The organism is Streptomyces sp. NPDC085946, from assembly GCF_044540485.1.
Lineage (GTDB): Bacteria > Actinomycetota > Actinomycetes > Streptomycetales > Streptomycetaceae > Streptomyces.
Window position 1 is genome coordinate 26354 of sequence record NZ_JBITSF010000008.1, and the last position, 17987, is coordinate 44340.

14 protein-coding genes are annotated in these 17987 nt (G+C 72.3%); 2 read left to right on the forward strand and 12 right to left on the reverse strand.

Features of this window, described 5'->3' with window-relative positions; translation table 11 throughout:
• Nucleotides 1-73: 73 nt before the first annotated feature.
• The 12 genes from ACIF8T_RS17580 to ACIF8T_RS17635 all read right to left on the reverse strand — a co-directional run bounded on the left by ACIF8T_RS17580 (nucleotide 74) and on the right by ACIF8T_RS17635 (nucleotide 15407).
• The gene (locus ACIF8T_RS17580; protein ID WP_400035925.1) at nucleotides 74-1351 is read right to left on the reverse strand and encodes a thymidine phosphorylase; all 1278 of its coding nucleotides are present in this window, start codon (nucleotides 1349-1351) and stop codon (nucleotides 74-76) included.
• A 74-nt stretch (nucleotides 1352-1425) separates the two neighbouring features.
• The gene (locus tag ACIF8T_RS17585; protein WP_400035927.1) at nucleotides 1426-1815 is read right to left on the reverse strand and encodes a cytidine deaminase; all 390 of its coding nucleotides are present in this window, start codon (nucleotides 1813-1815) and stop codon (nucleotides 1426-1428) included.
• Nucleotides 1812-3089 carry an ABC transporter permease gene (locus ACIF8T_RS17590; RefSeq protein ID WP_400035928.1) on the reverse strand — a complete coding sequence of 426 codons (1278 nt, stop codon included), beginning with the start codon at nucleotides 3087-3089 and terminating at the stop codon, nucleotides 1812-1814. The genes ACIF8T_RS17585 and ACIF8T_RS17590 overlap by 4 nt, the downstream gene beginning before the upstream one ends.
• Nucleotides 3086-4210, reverse strand: a complete 1125-nt coding sequence (locus ACIF8T_RS17595) for an ABC transporter permease (RefSeq protein WP_400035930.1) — start codon at nucleotides 4208-4210, stop codon at nucleotides 3086-3088. The genes ACIF8T_RS17590 and ACIF8T_RS17595 overlap by 4 nt, the downstream gene beginning before the upstream one ends.
• Nucleotides 4210-5766, reverse strand: a complete 1557-nt coding sequence (locus ACIF8T_RS17600; RefSeq protein ID WP_400035932.1) for an ABC transporter ATP-binding protein — start codon at nucleotides 5764-5766, stop codon at nucleotides 4210-4212. The genes ACIF8T_RS17595 and ACIF8T_RS17600 overlap by 1 nt, the downstream gene beginning before the upstream one ends.
• A 207-nt stretch (nucleotides 5767-5973) precedes the next feature.
• Entirely contained in the window at nucleotides 5974-7023 is a 1050-nt protein-coding gene (locus ACIF8T_RS17605; protein ID WP_400035934.1) for a BMP family protein, read from the reverse strand.
• Nucleotides 7024-7574: 551 nt separating this feature from the next.
• Nucleotides 7575-8627: a BMP family protein gene (locus tag ACIF8T_RS17610; RefSeq protein WP_400035936.1), complete on the reverse strand. Its 1053-nt coding sequence runs from the start codon at nucleotides 8625-8627 to the stop codon at nucleotides 7575-7577.
• 350 nt (nucleotides 8628-8977) lie between these two features.
• On the reverse strand, nucleotides 8978-10210 hold the full coding sequence (locus ACIF8T_RS17615; RefSeq protein WP_400036406.1) for a M20 family metallopeptidase: 1233 nt from the start codon (nucleotides 10208-10210) through the stop codon (nucleotides 8978-8980).
• Between the two features lie 487 nt (nucleotides 10211-10697).
• Nucleotides 10698-11771 (reverse strand): hypothetical protein, encoded by a 1074-nt coding sequence (locus ACIF8T_RS17620; protein WP_400035938.1) that lies wholly within the window; start codon nucleotides 11769-11771, stop codon nucleotides 10698-10700.
• Between the two features lie 47 nt (nucleotides 11772-11818).
• The gene (locus tag ACIF8T_RS17625) at nucleotides 11819-12757 is read right to left on the reverse strand and encodes an N-acetylneuraminate synthase family protein (protein WP_400035939.1); all 939 of its coding nucleotides are present in this window, start codon (nucleotides 12755-12757) and stop codon (nucleotides 11819-11821) included.
• 14 nt (nucleotides 12758-12771) lie between these two features.
• Nucleotides 12772-14046, reverse strand: a complete 1275-nt coding sequence (locus tag ACIF8T_RS17630; protein ID WP_400035941.1) for a cytidylyltransferase domain-containing protein — start codon at nucleotides 14044-14046, stop codon at nucleotides 12772-12774.
• 38 nt (nucleotides 14047-14084) lie between these two features.
• On the reverse strand, nucleotides 14085-15407 hold the full coding sequence (locus tag ACIF8T_RS17635) for a DUF6716 putative glycosyltransferase (protein ID WP_400035943.1): 1323 nt from the start codon (nucleotides 15405-15407) through the stop codon (nucleotides 14085-14087).
• Between the two features lie 198 nt (nucleotides 15408-15605).
• On the opposite strand from ACIF8T_RS17635, the gene ACIF8T_RS17640 reads away from it, so the two are divergent.
• Both ACIF8T_RS17640 and ACIF8T_RS17645 read left to right on the forward strand, forming a co-directional pair.
• Nucleotides 15606-16583 (forward strand): glycosyltransferase family 2 protein, encoded by a 978-nt coding sequence (locus tag ACIF8T_RS17640; RefSeq protein ID WP_400035945.1) that lies wholly within the window; start codon nucleotides 15606-15608, stop codon nucleotides 16581-16583.
• Entirely contained in the window at nucleotides 16580-17938 is a 1359-nt protein-coding gene (locus tag ACIF8T_RS17645; RefSeq protein ID WP_400035947.1) for a polysialyltransferase family glycosyltransferase, read from the forward strand. The genes ACIF8T_RS17640 and ACIF8T_RS17645 overlap by 4 nt, the downstream gene beginning before the upstream one ends.
• Nucleotides 17939-17987: the final 49 nt, after the last annotated feature.

Here is a 17987-nt window from a genome sequence, read left to right on the forward strand (position 1 = left end):
GCGGTGCCCCCGGCACGCCGAACGGGATCGGCGGGGGTCCGCCGATCCCGTTCACGAAGGGGAGAGCCGCAGGTCAGGCGATGCGCTCCAGCACCACCGGCGACGGGGTGAAGGCCGTGCCGGGGGCCGCGATGTCGAAGGAGCCCTCGACCGCCTCCAGGGCGTAGGCGAAGCGGTCGGGGGTGTCCGTGTGGAGGGTCAGGAGGGGCTGGCCCTCGGTGACCGGGTCGCCCGGCTTGGCGTGCATCTCCACGCCCGCGGCGGCCTGCACCGGGTCCTCCTTGCGGGCCCGGCCCGCGCCCAGGCGCCAGGCGGCGATGCCGACGTCGTAGGCGTCGAGGCGGGTCAGGACGCCGGAGCTCGGGGCCTTGACGACGTGCTGTTCGCGGGAGGTGGGCAGCGCGGCGTCCGGGTCGCCGCCCTGGGCCGCGATCATGCGGCGCCAGACGTCCATGGCGGAGCCGTCGGCCAGGGCCTTCGCCGGGTCGGCGTCCTTCACCCCGGCCGCGTCGAGCATCTCGCGGGCCAGGGCGATCGTCAGCTCCACCACGTCCGCCGGGCCGCCGCCCGCCAGGACCTCCACCGACTCGCGGACCTCCAGGGCGTTGCCCGCGGTCAGACCCAGCGGGGTCGACATGTCGGTGAGCAGCGCGACCGTCCTCACGCCGTGGTCGGTGCCGAGGCCGACCATCGTGGAGGCCAGCTCGCGGGCGTCCTCGATCGTCTTCATGAAGGCGCCGGTGCCGACCTTCACGTCCAGCACCAGGGAGCCCGTGCCCTCGGCGATCTTCTTCGACATGATCGAGGAGGCGATCAGCGGGATCGCCTCGACCGTGCCGGTGACGTCGCGCAGCGCGTACAGCTTCTTGTCGGCGGGAGCCAGGCCGTCGCCCGCCGCGCAGATCACCGCGCCGGTGGTGTCCAGGACGTGCAGCATCTCCTCGTTGGAGAGCAGGGCGCGCCAGCCGGGGACCGACTCTAGCTTGTCGAGCGTGCCGCCGGTGTGGCCGAGGCCGCGACCCGAGAGCTGGGGGACGGCCGCGCCGCAGGCGGCGACCAGCGGGGCCAGCGGCAGGGTGATCTTGTCGCCGACGCCGCCGGTGGAGTGCTTGTCGGCGGTCGGGCGGGACAGGGACGAGAAGTCCATGCGCTCGCCGGAGGCGATCATCGCCGCGGTCCAGCGGGCGATCTCCCGGCGGTTCATGCCGTTGAGCAGGATGGCCATCGCGAGCGCGGACATCTGCTCGTCGGCGACCTCCCCGCGGGTGTACGCGTCGATGACCCAGTCGATCTGCTCGTCGCTGAGCTCACCGCGGTCCCGCTTGGTGCGGATGACGGAGATGACGTCCATGGCCTTGGCTTTCCTTCCGAAGGTACGGGAAGTGCGCGGCCCCTCTGACCGGGTTCAGAGGGGCCGCACGGGAGTTACTTGCTGAGATGGTCCGGGCCGAAGGCCTGGGGCAGCATCTCCGAGAGCGGGAGGATGCCCGCGGGTGTCTCCAGGAGGAGCTCCGGGCCGCCGAACTCGTGGAGGAGCTGCCGGCAGCGGCCGCACGGGACGAGGACGTCGCCGTTGCCGTCGACGCACGTGAAGTGCGTCAGCCGGCCGCCGCCGGTGCGCTGGAGCTCGGAGACCAGACCGCACTCGGCGCACAGGCCGAGCCCGTAGGAGGCGTTCTCCACGTTGCAGCCGGAGACCGTGCGGCCGTCGTCGACCAGGGCGGCGACGCCGACCGGGTAGTTCGAATAGGGGACGTACGCGTGGGACATGGCCTCCCGCGCCACCGCCCGCAGGGCGTCCCAGTCGACGGTCACTTGCCCTGCCCCTTCCGGTACGGCAGGCCGTCCGCCTTCGGCATGCGCAGGCGCTGGGCCGACAGGGCGAGCACGACCAGGGTGACGACGTACGGCGTGGCGGAGACGACCTGGTTGGGGACCTCGTTGGTCATGGCGTACCAGGTGAAGACCAGCAGGCCGACGACGACCGTGATGCCGGCGGCCGCGTACTTCTTGCGGAACGCCAGGTAGAGGGCGCCGATGATCAGCAGCAGGGCGCCGAGCAGCAGCAGCGCGTGCACGTTGGCGGAGCCGCCGCGCAGGTTGAGGCTGTCGGTGTAGCCGAACAGGCCGGCGCCGATGGCGAGGCCGCCCGGCATCCAGTTGCCGAAGATCATCGCGGCGAGGCCGATGTAGCCGCGGCCGCTGACCTGGCCCTCCAGGTAGAAGGGGTTGGCCACGATGGACAGGAAGACGCCGCCGAGGCCCGCCAGGCCGCCGGAGACGACCACCGCGATGTACTTGTACTTGTAGACGTTCACGCCGAGGGACTCGGCCGCGACCGGGTTCTCGCCGCAGGAGCGCAGGCGCAGGCCGAAGGCGGTGCGCCACAGGACCCACCAGGTGCCGGGGATCAGCGCCACCGCGACCAGGGTCAGCCAGGACACGTTGGTGACCAGGCCGCCGAGCAGGCCGGCGATGTCGGAGACGAAGAACCAGCCCTTGGCGTTCAGGTCGCGCAGGGCGTCGGACAGCCCCGGGATCGTGAAGTGGCCGAGGGACTCGACCGCCGGGGACTGCTTGGCGGAGCCGCCCGGGTGGCCCTCGAAGGCCAGCGGCGCGAGGTAGCGGGTGGCGCCGAGGGCGAGGATGTTGATGGCCACACCGGAGACGATGTGGTTGACGTTGAAGGTGACGGTGACGAGGGCGTGCAGCAGGCCGCCGATCGCGCCGCCGGCGATGCCGACGAGGACACCGGTCCACGGGCCCCACTGGAAGCCGGCCCAGGCACCGAACCAGGTGCCGAGGATCATCATGCCTTCGAGGCCGATGTTGACGACGCCCGCGCGCTCGGCCCACAGGCCGCCCAGGCCGGCCAGGCCGATCGGGACGGCGAGTTGGAGCGCGGTGGACATCTGGCTGACGTTGGTGATGCCGTCGGCGCCGGTGATGATGCGGACGATCGAGGTCAGCGCCAGCGCGCCGGCGATGACCAGCAGCAGGACGGGCAGCGACAGGCGGCGGCCGGTCGGCGCCGCGGGCTGCAGCGTGGGCTGGTTGACGTCGGTCGCCGAGGTCTGCGAGGTGGTCATCGGCCAGCCACCTCCTTCGTGGTGTTGTTGTCGGCGCCCAGGACGTGACCGGCGGCGAGCTCCGCGCCGACCCGGCGCTGCTGGCGGCGCAGGCCCCACTCGCGGACGGCCTCGTAGGAGACGACGACCGAGAGGACGATCAGGCCCTGCATGATGACCGCGATCTCCTTGTCGTAGCCGTGGAAGTCCAGTTCGGGCGAGGCCTTGTCGAGCCAGGCCCACAGCAGGGCGGCGAAGGCGATGCCGACCGGGCTGTTGCGGCCGAGCAGGGCGATGCCGATGCCGAGGAAGCCGATTCCGGTGGGGAAGTTCAGGCTGTAGGTGTGGGTGTCGCCGAGCAGGATCGGCAGGCCCGCCAGGCCCGCGATGCCGCCGGAGATCAGCATGGCGGTGAGGACCATGCGCTTGGGGTCGACGCCGCTGGCCGCCGCCGCGGTCTCCGAGGAGCCCGAGGCGCGCAGGTCGAAGCCGAAGCGGGTGCGGTTGAGGACCACCCAGTAGCCGATGCCGAGCAGGACGGCGAGCAGCACCAGGCCGTAGATCTCGCCGGCCGCGCCCATGTCGATGCCGGGGATCCAGCCCGACTCGTGCATCTCGCCGGTGGTGTTGTTGTTGCCGACCTTGACGCCGAAGACGTCCGGCAGCCACAGGTAGGCGATGACCGAGGTCGCGATCGCGTTGAGCATGATCGTCGCGACGACCTCGCTGACGCCGCGGGTGACCTTCAGGACACCGGCGACGCCGGCCCAGAAGGCGCCGGTGAACACGGCGGTCAGGAGCAGCAGCGGGATCTGGATCACGGCCGGCAGGTTCAGGTGGGCGCCGACGACGGCGGCGAGCATGGCGCCGAGCTGGTACTGGCCGTCGACGCCGATGTTGAACAGGTTCATCCGGAAGCCGATGGCCACCGCCAGGGCCGCGATGTAGTACATCGACGCCTGGTTGATGATCAGCACCTGGATGTCGGAGAACGACGCCTGCTCGAACATCAGGGCGAACGGCTCGACCGGGCTCTGGCCCGAGGCGATCAGCACGATCGCGCTGAGCACGAAGGCCACGGCGAGCGCGATGACCGGTCCGGCCACCGCGAGGAGCACGCGCTCCTTGTCGAACTTCTTCATCAGCGGGCCTCGTCTTCCGCGTGCTCGCCGCCGGCCGGCGGTTCTTCGTGTGCGAGGTGCCCGGTGGCGGCACCGGTCATGGCCGAGCCGAGCTCCTCGGGGGTGATGGCGGCCGGGTCGGCGTCGGCGACCAGCCTGCCGTTGTAGATCACCCGGAGCGTGTCGGACAGGCCGATCAGCTCGTCCAGGTCGGCGGAGATCAGCAGCACGGCCAGTCCCTCGCGGCGCGCCTCGCGGATGTGGTCCCAGATGGCGGCCTGCGCGCCGACGTCCACGCCCCGGGTGGGGTGCGCGGCGATCAGGAAGCGCGGCTTGTGGCTCATCTCGCGGCCGACGATCAGCTTCTGCTGGTTGCCGCCCGACAGGGAGGCCGCGGTGACGTCGATGCCGGGGGTGCGGACGTCGTACTCCGTCACGATCCGGCGGGTGTCCTCCTGGGCCGCCTTCGGGTCCAGCCAGACGCCCTTGGCGTTGGGCCGCTCCGTGACGTGGCCGAGGATGCGGTTCTCCCAGAGCGGGGACTCCAGGAGCAGGCCGTGGCGGTGGCGGTCCTCGGGGATGTAGCCGATGCCCTGCTCGCGGCGCCGGCGGGTGGCCCAGGCGGTGATCTCCTCGCCCTCCAGGGCGATGGTGCCGGAGTCGGCGTGCCGCAGGCCGATCAGGGCGTCGACCAGCTCGGTCTGGCCGTTGCCCTCGACGCCGGCGATGCCCAGGACCTCGCCCGCGTGGATGGTGAAGCTGATGTCGTCCAGCAGCGCCTTGCCGCCGGGGGCCGTCAGGCGGAGCTTGTCCACGGTGAGGACCGGGCGGTCGGTGACCGTCGACTCGGCCGTCTCGGGCGTGGGCAGCTCGCTGCCGACCATCATCTCGGCCAGCTGGCGCGGGGTGGTCTCGGAGGGGACGGCGGTGCCGACCGTGGTGCCGCGGCGGATGACGGTGATGTCGTCGGCGACGGAGAGGACCTCGCCCAGCTTGTGCGAGATGAAGATGACCGACAGGCCCTCGGACTTCAGCTCCCGCAGGTTGGCGAAGAGCGCGTCCACCTCCTGCGGCACGAGCACGGCGGTCGGCTCGTCCAGGATGAGGGTGCGGGCGCCGCGGTAGAGGACCTTGAGGATCTCCACGCGCTGGCGGGCGGCCACGCCGAGCTCCTCGACCAGGAGGTCGGGGCGCACGTCGAGACCGTAGCGGTCGGAGATCTCCTGGATCTTGCGGCGGGCCCGGGCGCCGATGCCGTACAGCTTCTCGCTGCCGAGCACCACGTTCTCCAGGACCGTGAGGTTGTCGGCGAGCATGAAGTGCTGGTGCACCATGCCGATGCCGCGGGCGATGGCGTCCGCCGGCGACGACAGGGCGACCTGCTCGCCGTCGATCGCGATGGTGCCCTCGTCCGGCTTCTGCATGCCGTAGAGGATCTTCATCAGCGTCGACTTGCCGGCGCCGTTCTCGCCGACGAGGGCGTGGACGGTGCCCTTGCGGACGGTGAGGTGGATGTCGTGGTTGGCCACGACGCCCGGGAAACGCTTGGTGATCCCGGCGAGTTCGACGGCGGTCACCTGACCGCCCGCCGCTCCGGCCGGAGGGCTGCTGGACGCGTTGATGGCGCACTCTCCTGGGGACGGGGGTCGTCTACGCGCGTAGCGCCCCTACGGCATCGAAGGGGGTGACGCGCCGGGACAACGGGGTACGAGGAGAAAGCCTCCCCGTACCCCGTTGAGCGGACGTAACCCCGCGGTTACACGCTGCTCCGCGGTGGAGCCGTGTCAGCTGCTCTTGACCTTGATCTCGCCGCTGATGATCTTCTCCTTGGCCGTCTCGATGGCTTCCTGGAGCTCGGCGTCGGCCTTGAACTTGGGGTTGGAGTCCGCGAGGCCGACCTCGCCGGTCTTCAGATCGCCCCTGACGATACCGGTCTCGGGCTTGCCGTCCTCGACCGACTTCGCGAGGTTGTAGACCGCCTTGGCGACGTCCTTGGTCGCCGAGGTGAGGATCGCGTCCTTGTACTTGGCGAGGGCTTCCTGCTTGTACTGGTCGGAGTCGACGCCGATGGCCCACACCTTGTTGGCGGCGGCGGCCTCGATGACGCCCTGACCGGACAGGCCGGCGGCCGCGTAGACGACGTCGGCCTTCTTCTCGATCTGGCCCTCGGCGGCGGTCTTGCCCTTGTCGGGGCTGGAGAAGCCGCCCTCCTCCGCCGTCTGCGTCAGGTACTGGGAGAGGACCTTCGCCTTGGGGTTGGTGTCCTTGACGCCCTGCTCGAAGCCCGCCTGGAACTTGTGGATCAGCGGGATGTCCACGCCGCCGATGAAGCCGACGACGTTGCTCTTGGTGCTCTTGGCGGCGGCGACACCGGCCAGGTACGACGCCTGCTCCTCGGAGAAGACCAGGTCGGCGACGTTCTCGGCGGTGATCGTGGAGTCGTCGACGATGCCGAAGGTGGTGTCGGGGTACTTCTCCGCGGCGCCCTTGACGGCCGCGGCGTACGCGTAGCCCACGCCGATGACGGGGTTGTAGCCCTGCTTGGCCAGCGAGGCCAGGCGCTGCTCCTTGTCCGCGTCGGTCTCGCCCTCGGTGGGCTCGATGTCGCGGGTCTCGTAGCCGAACTCCTTCTGCGCCTTCTCCAGGCCGGCGTACGCGGCGTCGTTGAAGGACTGGTCGCCCTTGCCGCCGACGTCGTACGCGATGGCGAGACCCTTGTCGCCCTTCTCGTCCGAGCCGCTGCCGGAGGTCGAGGTGGAGCCGCAGGCGGCGAGGGCGAGGGCCAGGGAGGCGGTCGCTGCGCCTGCGACCGTGATCCGGGAAATCCGGCGCATGTGTGGTGCTCCTAGTCGTACTGGCGGGTCCGCGGGGTAGGGGTGCGGTCCCACGTCGTTCGGGGCGTGCTCTCGGGGTGCCGGACGCGGGCCTCACAGCGGGGGCTGCGGGGCTTCGGGCCGGTGTGGCGAGAGTACGTGCGGGGCGGCGCGGGGGGCGTGCCCGTACATCCTCGGGGTCGCACAGCGCCGGACGGTTCAGCATCGACGCTGGCTTCGCCGCAGATTAACGCGCGTAGACCTGCCTGAAAACCCCTTCTGTCCACCTTGTTATGCGCCCGTGGCCAACGTCTCCCGCACCGGGGGCGGGACCTTGCCGACCGCGAACGGGGGGTGGCGGTGGGTGACGTGCGGGGCCCTGCCGGCCCTCCGTCCTTCTTTTCCGCCGGGGTGTTCCGGGAGGCCTCGGCGGACCGCGCGGGCGGGCCGGCCGCGGGGCCGCCGCCCGCGCCCGCTCCCGGGGGAACGGCACAGCGGGCGGGACCCTGGCCGGGTGCCCGCCCGCTGGCGCGTGGCGTGTGGGGCGGCCGTCGGAGGCCGGCCCCGGGTGGTTACTCCGTCTTGACCTTGATGGAGCCGTCGATGATGCCCTCCTTGGCCTTGGCCACCGCGTCCGTGAGGCCCTCGACCTCGGCGAACTTGGGGTTGCTCTCGGAGAGGCCGACGCCGTTGACCTTCAGGTCGAAGGTCTGGGTGCCGGTCAGCGGCTTGCCGTCCTCGACCGACTTCGCCAGCGCGTACACCGCGCCGCCGACGTCCTTCAGGGCGGAGGTGAGGATGTAGTCCTTGTACTGGGCGAGGGCCGCCTGCTTGTACTGGTCGGAGTCGACGCCGATCGCCCAGACCTTCGCCTTGGCGGCGGCCTCGATCACGCCCTGACCGGACAGACCGGCCGCCTGGTAGACGACGTCGGCCTTCTTCTCGATCTGGCCCTCGGCGGCGGCCTTGCCCTTGTCGGGGCTGGAGAAGCCGCCCTCCTCCGCCGTCTGCGTCAGGTACTGCGGGATCACCTTCACCTTGGAGTCGGTGTCCTGCACGCCCTGCTTGAAGCCGGCCTCGAACTTGTGGATCAGGGGGATGTCGACACCGCCCACGAAGCCGACCGTGCCGGTCTTGGTGGCCTTGGCGGCGGCGACACCGGCGAGGTACGACGCCTGCTCCTCGGCGAAGACCAGGGAGGCGACGTTCTTGCCCTCGACCACGGAGTCGACGATGCCGAAGGTGGTGTCCGGGTACTTAGCGGCCACGGCCTCCATCGCCGGGCCGTAGGCGAAGCCCACGCCGATGACGGGGTCGTAGCCCTGCTTGGCCAGCGAGGCCAGGCGCTGCTCCTTGTCCGCGTCGGTCTCGCCCTCGGTGGGCTCGATGTCACGGGTCTCGTAACCGAACTCGTCCTTGGCCTTGGTGAGCCCCGCGAAGGCGGCGTCGTTGAAGGACTGGTCGCCCTTGCCGCCGATGTCGTAGGCGATGGCGAGGCCCTTGCCGCCCTCGGTGCCGCCGTCGCCACCGCTGCCTTCGTTGCTGGTACCGCCGCAGGCCGTGGCGGCGAGTGCGAGCGACGCGACCCCCACCGCGGCGCGGGTCAGTTTGGATATCCGACGCATCTGAAGCTCCCCATTCTCCAAAGCCCCGCAGCGGGTGCTCGGTTCGGCGCACATTAACGCGCGTAGACACTCCTGGGAACGGGGTACCGCGGGGCCGTTATCCATTCGTGCCGATGGCCGGTTACGTCCTTGTGAACCACCGGATCGAAGGTGCCCGAAAGGCGCACTCGGAACGCCGCGCGCATGCCCGTGCGGCCCGGGACCCAGGCTGCACCCACCCCGGCCCGGCCGCAACCGGAACGGGGCGAGGGGGCCGGGCCGGCCCTGGGGGCCGCCGTTCGGATCAGGCCGCGGGGAATCGGCTGTCCCTCGTCGGCCCCGCGTCCGCGGCGCGGTCCGAACGACAGCCCCTAGCGCAGCCCGTGGATGAGCGCGGCGGCGGTGAAGAGCTCCACGCCGACGGCGATGGCCGACTCGTCGACGTCGAAGTCGCCCTGGTGCAGGTCGCGCACGATCCGCTCGCCGGGGGTGCGCACGCCGAGCCGGGCCATGGCGCCGGGCACGTGCTCCAGGTACCAGGAGAAGTCCTCGCCGCCCAGGCTCTGCTCCGTGCCGACGACGGACTCGGCCCCGCGCCGGGCGATCATGGCGTCGCGCAGCAGCTCGGTGACGCCGGGCTCGTTGACCACGGGCGGGACGCCGCGCACGTAGGTGATCTCCGACTTGGCCCGGTGCAGGTTGGCGACCTCGTCGATCGCGGCGACCACGACGTCGGGCGCCTGCCGCCACGCGTCGATGTCGAGGCAGCGCACGGTGCCGGAGAGCTCCGCGTGCTGCGGGATGACGTTCGGGGCGTGCCCCGACTCGATGCGGCCCCAGGTCACGGCCAGCCCGCTGCGGCTGTCGAAGCGCCGGTTGACGACGGCGGGGACGTCGGTGACGACCCGCGCGGCGGCGGTGACCAGGTCGGTGGTCAGGTGGGGCCGGGCGGTGTGCCCGCCGGGGCCGTCGAGGGTGATCTCCAGCCGGTCGCAGGCGGAGGTGATGGGGCCCTCGCGCAGGCCGATGCGTCCCGCGTCGACCCGGGGGTCGCAGTGCACGGCGATGATCGCGCCGACCCCGTCGAGCGCCCCGCTCTTGATGGCGTCGGCGGCGCCGCCGGGCAGCACCTCCTCGGCGGGCTGGAAGATCAGCCGGACCGGCCGGGGCAGCAGACCCCGCCGGTGCAGGTCGGCGAGGACCAGCCCGGCGCCGAGCACCACGGTCGTGTGGACGTCGTGGCCGCAGGCGTGGGCGCGGTCGGGCACGGTCGACCGGTACGGGCAGTCGGCCTTCATGTCCGGGATGGGCAGGGCGTCGATGTCCGCGCGCATCGCGAGCACGGCGGGCCGCCCCTCCGCCGGGCCGCCCTCCGCGCCGATGTCACAGACGAGTCCGGTCCCGGCGTCGAGCACGCGTGGCCGGAGCCCGGCCTGCTCCAGCCGTTCCTTGATCGCGGCGGTCGTGCGGAACTCCTGGTTGCCGAGCTCCGGGTGCATGTGCAGGTCGCGGCGGAACGCGACGAGCTCGGCGCGCAGCGTCTCGGGCAGCGCGCCGGGGAGCACGGCTTCCTGGGGCAGTTCGACCTCGGACTCCGGTGACATCAATTGCTTCACCCTTTGAAGGGTAGGGGGCCGGGCCGGTCGGCCGACCGGCGATCAACAAAATTTCAGCCCGTTAGGGGAAGAAAATCTGATCGCCCCACGCATACCTGTCAACGGGGATGGGTAAACTCGCCGGTCCTCACGGCCGAGCGGACGGCCGCGCCCACGTCGCGTGAGATCAACCACACCGAACGGTGCCACCGGCACCCGTCCCTCCTTCCACGCATACCACGCCCCGCCCAGGGTAGGCCGACCTGTTCGCCAGGCGGACGGGGACGGCCGCCCCGCAGCGAGCCGTCCGCACGGCCGCGTACCCGGACTCCTGCGGGTGACCCGGGCCTCGTACGGCGCCCCTGCACGGGTCTGTACCGAACGGTTTCCCGGCATCCGGGACGACAGGCCTCCGGAGCGGGGCGGGACGAGGCCGCCCGGGCGCCGGGATGCGCCCCTCGCGAGCCGGGCGCGCCCTCAGGCACGGCGCGTGCGGTCAGGCCGCGCCCGGCGCGGCCACCGCCGACAGCCGGTGCACGCCCTTCGCCGCGCCGGTCACCCCGGACAGGAAGCCCTCGGCGCGGGGCGAGGCGTGGTCGGTCAGCCAGGCGGGGTCGATGTCGCACACCGCGACGCGCACCTCGGTGCCGGCCAGCGCGAGCGGCAGGGTGTGGACGACCGTGGAGGGGAAGCTGACGATCGTGCGGCCGATCGGGCCGCGGCGGGCTATCAGCTCCAGGGGCAGTTCGGGACGGACGATCTCCAGCCCGGTCTCCACGGCGAGGCGGTGCAGCTTCTCGGTGCTCTCGCGGCGGTGGGCGAAGTAGCGGGTCGCGCCGTGCGTCCCGGCCAGGGCGCGGACGGCCGCCAGGTAGCGGTCGCCGTCCACCACGCCCGTCTCGACCAGGGAGGTGCCCACGAGGTCGGCGCCCTTGGTCAGGCGCGGCGGGCCGAACCGCTCCCGGGTCCAGGCGAAGGCGTTGGCGCGGACGGTGACGCCGTCGGGCGCGTCCGTCATCGGCATGGAGGAGAAGATCTCCACCTGCCGCCGGGTGCTCGGGGTGAGGCGGCGCCGGGCCGCGGAGGACACCGGCGCGAAGATCAGGTCACGCGGGCCCGGACGGCCGCCCTTGCGGTGCCAGCGCACCAGGCGCTCGCCCCGGGCCAGCTGGCCGACGAACTCCATCGTCGCCGTACCGTCGTCGACGACGACGAGGTCGCGGGCCCGCGTGATGGTCAGCAGCAGCTGCACGTAGCGCGAGAAGGGGTCCCCCAGGACCACCCGGCGCGCGCGGCGCAGCATGCCGGTGAGTCCGCCGACGGTCTGGAACGGCGCCGCCGCACCGCCCCGCGCCTCCTCCCAGCGGACCTCGTGCCCCTCCTCGCGGGCCAGCTCGGACATGCGCCGCAGCTGGCCGCGGGTCATCGGGTCGATCGGGGACAGCACCACCAGGGTGAGCCCCCCGCCGGGCGCACGGGTGTGCGCCCACTCCAGCACGTTCAGCAGCTGTACCGGGCTCTCGACGAAGGCGAGAGTGTGGGGGCCGGTGTTCCCGGCGCGGGGGCTCATCGGCGTACGACCGTCCCGTCGTCAGACCTGTTCGGGGTGCGGGCTGCTCAGACGGTGACCGGCTCGCCCGCCGCCGCGGCGATCTCCGCCTCGGCGACCACGCCGGTGACGCGGCGCAGCTTCTTCATCGGGCCGAGCTCGGACTCGTAGACCTTCTTCACGCCGTCGCCGAGGGAGGCCTCGATGGTGCGGATGTCGCGGACCAGGCGGGTCAGGCCCTGCGGCTCGACGGAGGCGGCCTGGTCGGAGCCCCACATGGCGCGGTCCAGGGTGATGTGGCGCTCGACGAAGACGGCGCCGAGGGCGACGGCCGCGAGGGTGGTCTGCAGGCCGGTCTCGTGGCCGGAGTAGCCGATCGGGACGTTCGGGTACTCCTTCTCCAGCGTGTTGATCACGCGGAGGTTCAGCTCGTCGGCCTTGGCCGGGTAGGTCGAGGTGGCGTGGCAGAGCAGGATGTTGTCGCTGCCGAGGACCTCGACGGCGTGCCGGATCTGCTTCGGGGTGGACATGCCGGTCGACAGGATGATCGTGCGGCCGGTGGCGCGCAGGGCGCGCAGCAGCTCGTCGTCGGTCAGCGAGGCGGAGGCGACCTTGTGGGCGGGGACGTCGAACTTCTCCAGGAAGGCGACGGCCTCGGTGTCCCACGGGGAGGCGAACCAGTCGATGTTCTTGGACTTGCAGTACTCGTCGATCTGGCGGTACTCGTCCTCGCCGAACTCCACGCGGTGGCGGTAGTCGATGTAGGTCATCCGGCCCCAGGGGGTGTCGCGCTCGATGTCCCACTGGTCGCGCGGGGTGCAGATCTCCGGCGTGCGCTTCTGGAACTTGACCGCGTCGCAGCCGGCCTCGGCGGCGGCGTCGATCAGCTTGAAGGCGTTCTCGATGTCGCCGTTGTGGTTGATGCCGATCTCGCCGGTGACGTAGACGGGGCGGCCGGGGCCGACCTCGCGCGAACCGAGCTGGCGGATGCGGGAGTTGGTGCTCATGACAGGGGGTGTCCTTACTTGGTGAGGGGGTCGAGAGAGTCGAGCGAGGGTCCGAGGATCCAGCCGGCGATCTCCCGGATCGCGCCGTCGCCGCCGGGGACGGCGGTGACCGCGCGTGCGGCGCCGCGTACGACGTCGTGGGCGCTCGCGACCGCCACGGGCCAGCCGACGAGGGCGAAGCACGGCAGGTCGTTGACGTCGTTGCCGACGTAGAGCACGCGCTCCGGCGCGATGCCCTGCTCCTCGCACCACTGCTTCAGCGCGAGGTCCTTCCGGTCGACGCCGTGCAGCACCGGGAGCTTGAGCTTCCGGGCCCGGGCGGCGACGACCGGGTTCTGCTCCGTGGACAGGACCAGCATCCGCAGCCCGCTCCTGCGCAGGGCGGCGATGCCGAGGCCGTCCCCGCGGTGCACGGAGACGAACTCCCGTCCGTCGGCGTCGATCAGCACCCGGTCGTCGGTCTGGGTGCCGTCGAAGTCCAGTACGACCGCGTCGATGTCGTCGGCGGTCGGCAGCGCGCCGGGGCGGTCGGCGTCGAAGAGGGGCGCCAGCGCCCGGGCCCGCGCCAGGTCGTGCGGGTCGTCGATCTCCAGCACCCGCGCGGGGTCGGTGCGGACGAGCTCCGTGCGGCCGAAGAAGCGGTGCCGGTGCTCGCGGAAGCCGGCCGCGTCCATGGCGTAGGCGGCGCCGGTCTCCAGCAGGTCCTGGGGGCGGTCCTGGCGGCGCGGGCGGTAGGACTTGTCGTGGTTGACGCCGTAGCCGCCCTCCGGGCGGGCGCCGGGCCCGGCCTCGTCGGCCGCCCGTGCCTCCTCGCCGGCGTCGCGCCAGAGGAAGCCGTGGAACGGCGCCACGGTCACCGCGGTGTCCGCGCCGTCGCGCACGACGGCCGCCGCGACGCCGTCGACGTCCTCCCGGACCAGGAAGGGGCTGGTGCACTGCACGAGCAGCACCACGTCCACCGGCGCGCCGTGCAGGGCCTCGTGGGCCTCCATGGCGTGCAGCACGGCCGCCTCGGAGGTGGCGGTGTCGCCGGCGATGGCGGCGGGCCGCAGCACGACCTCGGCGCCGGCCTGCCGGGCGGCGGCCGCGATGGCCTGGTCGTCGGTGGAGACCACGACGTCGGTCACCAGCCGCGCGGCCCGGCACTCGCGCACCGCGCGCGCCACCAGCGGCACCCCGCCGACGGGCGCGAGGTTCTTCGCGGGCACGCCCTTGGAGCCGCCGCGCGCGGGGATCACCGCGAGCACGCGGCGCACCGCGGCGCCGGGGCCCGCTTCCGGGTGGGACATGGGATCTACTCCTTGGGCAGGTCGGGGGACGGCGGCGGTCACAGCTCGCCCATCCGCCGGATCACCGGCGCCACGCGCTGCACGCCGTGCCGGTAGGCGCCGCGCGCCGCCCGGCGCACGATCTGCCGGACCGGGCCGGGCTCCTTGTCCGCGGCGGGCGCGCCGGGCAGCGGGGCGCCGTCCGGGCCGAGGTGGTGGCGGGCGAGGATGCCGGGCAGGTAGCCGGGCGCGGTGCCGGGTGTGTAGTACGGGGTCAGCGGGGGCAGGCCGCCGGGCCGCCGGAGCAGCTTCGCGATCCGCTCGCGGGCCGCGTCGAAGGCGGTGGCGTACGACCCGTCGGCGGCGACCCCCTGGCGCGCCACCCACTCCTCGTCGGGCACCGGCCGGTGCCCGGCGTCGAGCCGGTCCCAGGAGGCGAGGCAGCCGGAGCCGACGAAGTGGTGGTTGCCGAGGGCCTCGCGGATGCCGAGGTCGGTGAGGACCACGGTGGGGATGCGGCGGTGCAGCGCCTCCAGCGCGGCCGTGGAGCTGACCGTCACCAGCAGGTCGGTGCGGTCCAGCACCTCGCCCATGTGCCCGTACACCAGGCGGAAGTTGGCCGGCGGGTCGGCCCGCTGCGCGAGCTTCTGGTACGGCACCTCCTCCAGGTGCGTGGTGTGCTCGCCCGGCTTGGAGCGCAGTTTGAGCAGCACCTCGCGCTCGGGGTGCAGCCGGGCGTGCCGGACGAGCCGCTCCAGCAGGTAGGCACGGTCCCTGCGGCTCTCCGGGACGGAGGGCTGCGCGGCGAACACCACGGTGTACGGGTCGTGTTCACCGGTGTAGGGCGTGCCGCCGAGGAACGGCAGCGCCACCTCGGTCACCGCCGAGGCGTCGGCGCCGACCCCTTCGTACACGGCGCGGAACCGCTCCGCGTCCTGGCGGGAGTTGGCGAGCACCAGGTCGGCGCCGTGCCGCAGCAGCAGGCCGTCGGCGAGCTTCTCGTAGACGACGCCGACGTAGCCGGTGACGACGACGGGCCGGTCGGTGCGGTCCTCCCAGACCCGCTTGAGGCCGTGCAGCATCGCCTGCACCCCGCCGCCGACGAGCGCGAGCACGAGCACGTCGTACGGCTCGTCGCGCAGCGCGCGCAGGAACTCGACGGCGGTGACCTCGCGGAGGGAGTCCGCGCGGACGCCGACCTCGTCCAACTGGCGGGCGGTGGGGGTGGCGCGGCCCCGCAGCAGATAGCCGTCGAGCCGGATGCCGTCACCGCCGGTGTCCCGGGACGCGATCCGCTGCGCGGTCAGCGCGCCCCACTTCCACCGGGTGTCGGAATCCGCGAGAACGGCGACCCGCGGGAACTTCGTTGCACTTGCTGGCACGTCGACGACGCTAGGAAGGCATTCCTAGGTTCTGCCCAACCCGAAAGCAACAGACGGTTAACAGCACGCCGCCGAACGGCGAATCGGCCCGGGAATCGCCCGTGGGAAAACTGGATTCACCGCTTCGCCACGCGTCGTTCATCCCCCATCCAGTTGGGGGTAAAGACGCGAGCCGGGCCGCGACCTACCGTCGTCGACGTGGTCAAGCTCTCCGTCATCGTGCCGTTCTACAACGTGCAGCAATACGCCCCGGACGCCGTGCGGTCCCTGCGCGCAAACGCGCGCGAGGACTTCGAGTTCATCCTCGTCGACGACTGTTCGACGGACGGCACCAAGGAAATCCTCGAACGCGCCGAACGCGAACTGCCGGGCGCCGTGCTCATCAGACGTTCCGAGAAAGGGGTGTCCGCCGCGCGCAACACCGGAATCGACGCGGCACGCGGCGAGTACCTGACCTTCATGGACGGTGACGACTGGGCCGCCCCGGGCTACTTCGCCCGGCTGGTGGACAGCATCGAGCACCTCGGCTGCGACTTCGTGCGCACCGACCACGTCCGTTTCACGGGCAGTCAGCGCAGCCTCTACCGCGTGCCCTTCGGGCCCCGGAACACCGTGGTCCGGCCCCGTGACGTGATCCTGCCGGCGGACCGCTCCACCCCGGTCGACTACCCGTACTCGTGGGCCGGCGCCTACCACCGCCGGCTGGTCGACGAGGGGCTGCTGCACTTCCCGGAGGACCTGCGCACCGCGGAGGACCGGCCGTGGATATGGCGGCTGCACCGCAAGGCGCGGTCCTTCGCCGTCCCGGACGTGACGGGCATCTTCTACCGCCGGGGCGTCGCCTCCTCGCTGACGCAGATCGGCGACACCCGCCAGCTGGACTTCATCCGCTCCTTCGACCGCGTCCTGGCGGAGACCGCCGAGGACCCCGACGCCGAGCGGTTCCTGCCCAAGGCGGTGCGCACCTACTGCGCCATCATCACCCACCACCTGGCGACCATCGACAAGTTCGAGCCGCACGTGGCCCGCAAGCTGCGCTCGTCGAGCGCCGCGGCCCTGCGCCGGATGCCGCAGAACCTGCTCAACGAAACCCTGGACTCCATGGACCTCGACCGCGCCACCCAACTGCGCCGACTGCGCCGCAGGCCCGCCCCGGCCGCGGAGGCCGCGGCATGACCACCACGCCTCCCGCCCCCCGCACCACGCAGATCTTCTGCGCCTCCACGCTGTACGGCGCCGCCACGCTGGCCGCCGCGATCGACTCCGACTGCTTCGGCCCGGCCGACCGGCGGCTGCTGCTGGTCAGCAACAACGGCGCGACGCCGGAGCTGAGCCCGGCCTTCGACACCACCCCGGCCTTCGAGCAGCTGTGCGACCGGTTCGACGGCGTGCTGTCCTGGAACGACGCCATCGCGCCCTTCCACCCGGGCGGCTGGGCGCCGCGCCCCGACGACCAGGTGCTGTGGGAGCGGTACCTGCGGATGCTGTGGGACCTCGGCGACGACCGGGTGGAGCTGGCGGTCGAGTCCATCCAGGTCAACCCGGCCCTGGCCGTCTGCCAGATCTTCGGCGGGGTCCCGGTCGACGTGTACGCGGACGGCCTGATGAGCTACGGCCCCACCCGCTTCAAGATCGACCCGCTGGTCGGCACCCGGGTGCGCCGCGTGCTGCACCTGGACCTGGTGCCGGGGCTGCGGCCGCTGCTGCTCACCGAGTTCGGCGTCGAGCCGGAGATCGTGCCGACGGACGCCTTCCTGAAGGTGCTCGACCGGCTCGGCGCCGGCGCGCCCGAGCTGCCCGTCCCGGAGGGGGCGCCGCTGCTGCTCGGCCAGTACCTGGCCGCGCTGGACATCCTCACCGCCGAGGAGGAGGAGGACCTCCACGTGCGGATGCTGCGCGGCGTGGTCGGGCTGGGCCACCGGCGCGTGGTGTTCAAGCCGCACCCCTCGGCGCCGGCCCAGTGGTCGCGGAAGCTGGAGCGGGAGGCGGAGCGCCTGGGCGCCGACCTGACCGTGCTCGACGTCCCGGTCCTCGCCGAGGTGCTGTACCAGCGGATGCGGCCGGCCCTGGTCGTCGGCTGCTTCTCCACCGCGCTGCTGACCGCCTCGGCGCTGTACGGCCTGCCGGTGGCGCGGCTGGGCACGGACACCCTGCTGGACCGGCTGACGCCGTACGAGAACAGCAACCGGATCCCGGTCACCGTCGTGGACGCGCTGCTGCCCGGCCTCGACGACCCGGACGCCGTCCGCGAGCAGCGCCGGGGCGCCACCGTGGAGGAGCTGACGGAGCTGGTCCGGGCCGTCGGCTACGCCATGCAGTCCAAGATCTACCCGGGCCTGCGCCCGGCCGCCGAGCGGTACCTGACGACCCGGCTGGACCAGCGCACCTGGCGCTACTTCAAGCGCCGCCGGCTGACCTCCCTGGGCCTGCCCGGCGGGGTACCCGCCCAGCTGGCGTTCATCCCCCGCAACGCGACCGTCCGCCGGGTGGCGCGGCGGGCGCGCTCGCTGAAGCGGGCGGTGAGCCGCTGAAACCTCCGGCGACGGGGAGGTGAACGCCTCCGGACGGGTCGGGGAACCG

What these genes read in the sequence shown, in the direction of transcription:
- ACIF8T_RS17605 (WP_400035934.1), bottom strand. Translation starts at nt 7,023, where the DNA reads ATGCGCCGGATTTCCCGGATCACGGTCGCAGGCGCAGCGACCGCCTCC.
- ACIF8T_RS17610 (WP_400035936.1), bottom strand. Translation starts at nt 8,627, where the DNA reads ATGCGTCGGATATCCAAACTGACCCGCGCCGCGGTGGGGGTCGCGTCG.
- ACIF8T_RS17625 (WP_400035939.1), bottom strand. Translation starts at nt 12,757, where the DNA reads ATGAGCACCAACTCCCGCATCCGCCAGCTCGGTTCGCGCGAGGTCGGC.
- ACIF8T_RS17615 (WP_400036406.1), bottom strand. Translation starts at nt 10,210, where the DNA reads ATGTCACCGGAGTCCGAGGTCGAACTGCCCCAGGAAGCCGTGCTCCCC.
- ACIF8T_RS17595 (WP_400035930.1), bottom strand. Translation starts at nt 4,210, where the DNA reads ATGAAGAAGTTCGACAAGGAGCGCGTGCTCCTCGCGGTGGCCGGACCG.
- ACIF8T_RS17580 (WP_400035925.1), bottom strand. Translation starts at nt 1,351, where the DNA reads ATGGACGTCATCTCCGTCATCCGCACCAAGCGGGACCGCGGTGAGCTC.
- ACIF8T_RS17630 (WP_400035941.1), bottom strand. Translation starts at nt 14,046, where the DNA reads ATGTCCCACCCGGAAGCGGGCCCCGGCGCCGCGGTGCGCCGCGTGCTC.
- ACIF8T_RS17590 (WP_400035928.1), bottom strand. Translation starts at nt 3,089, where the DNA reads ATGACCACCTCGCAGACCTCGGCGACCGACGTCAACCAGCCCACGCTG.
- ACIF8T_RS17620 (WP_400035938.1), bottom strand. Translation starts at nt 11,771, where the DNA reads ATGAGCCCCCGCGCCGGGAACACCGGCCCCCACACTCTCGCCTTCGTC.
- ACIF8T_RS17645 (WP_400035947.1), top strand. Translation starts at nt 16,580, where the DNA reads ATGACCACCACGCCTCCCGCCCCCCGCACCACGCAGATCTTCTGCGCC.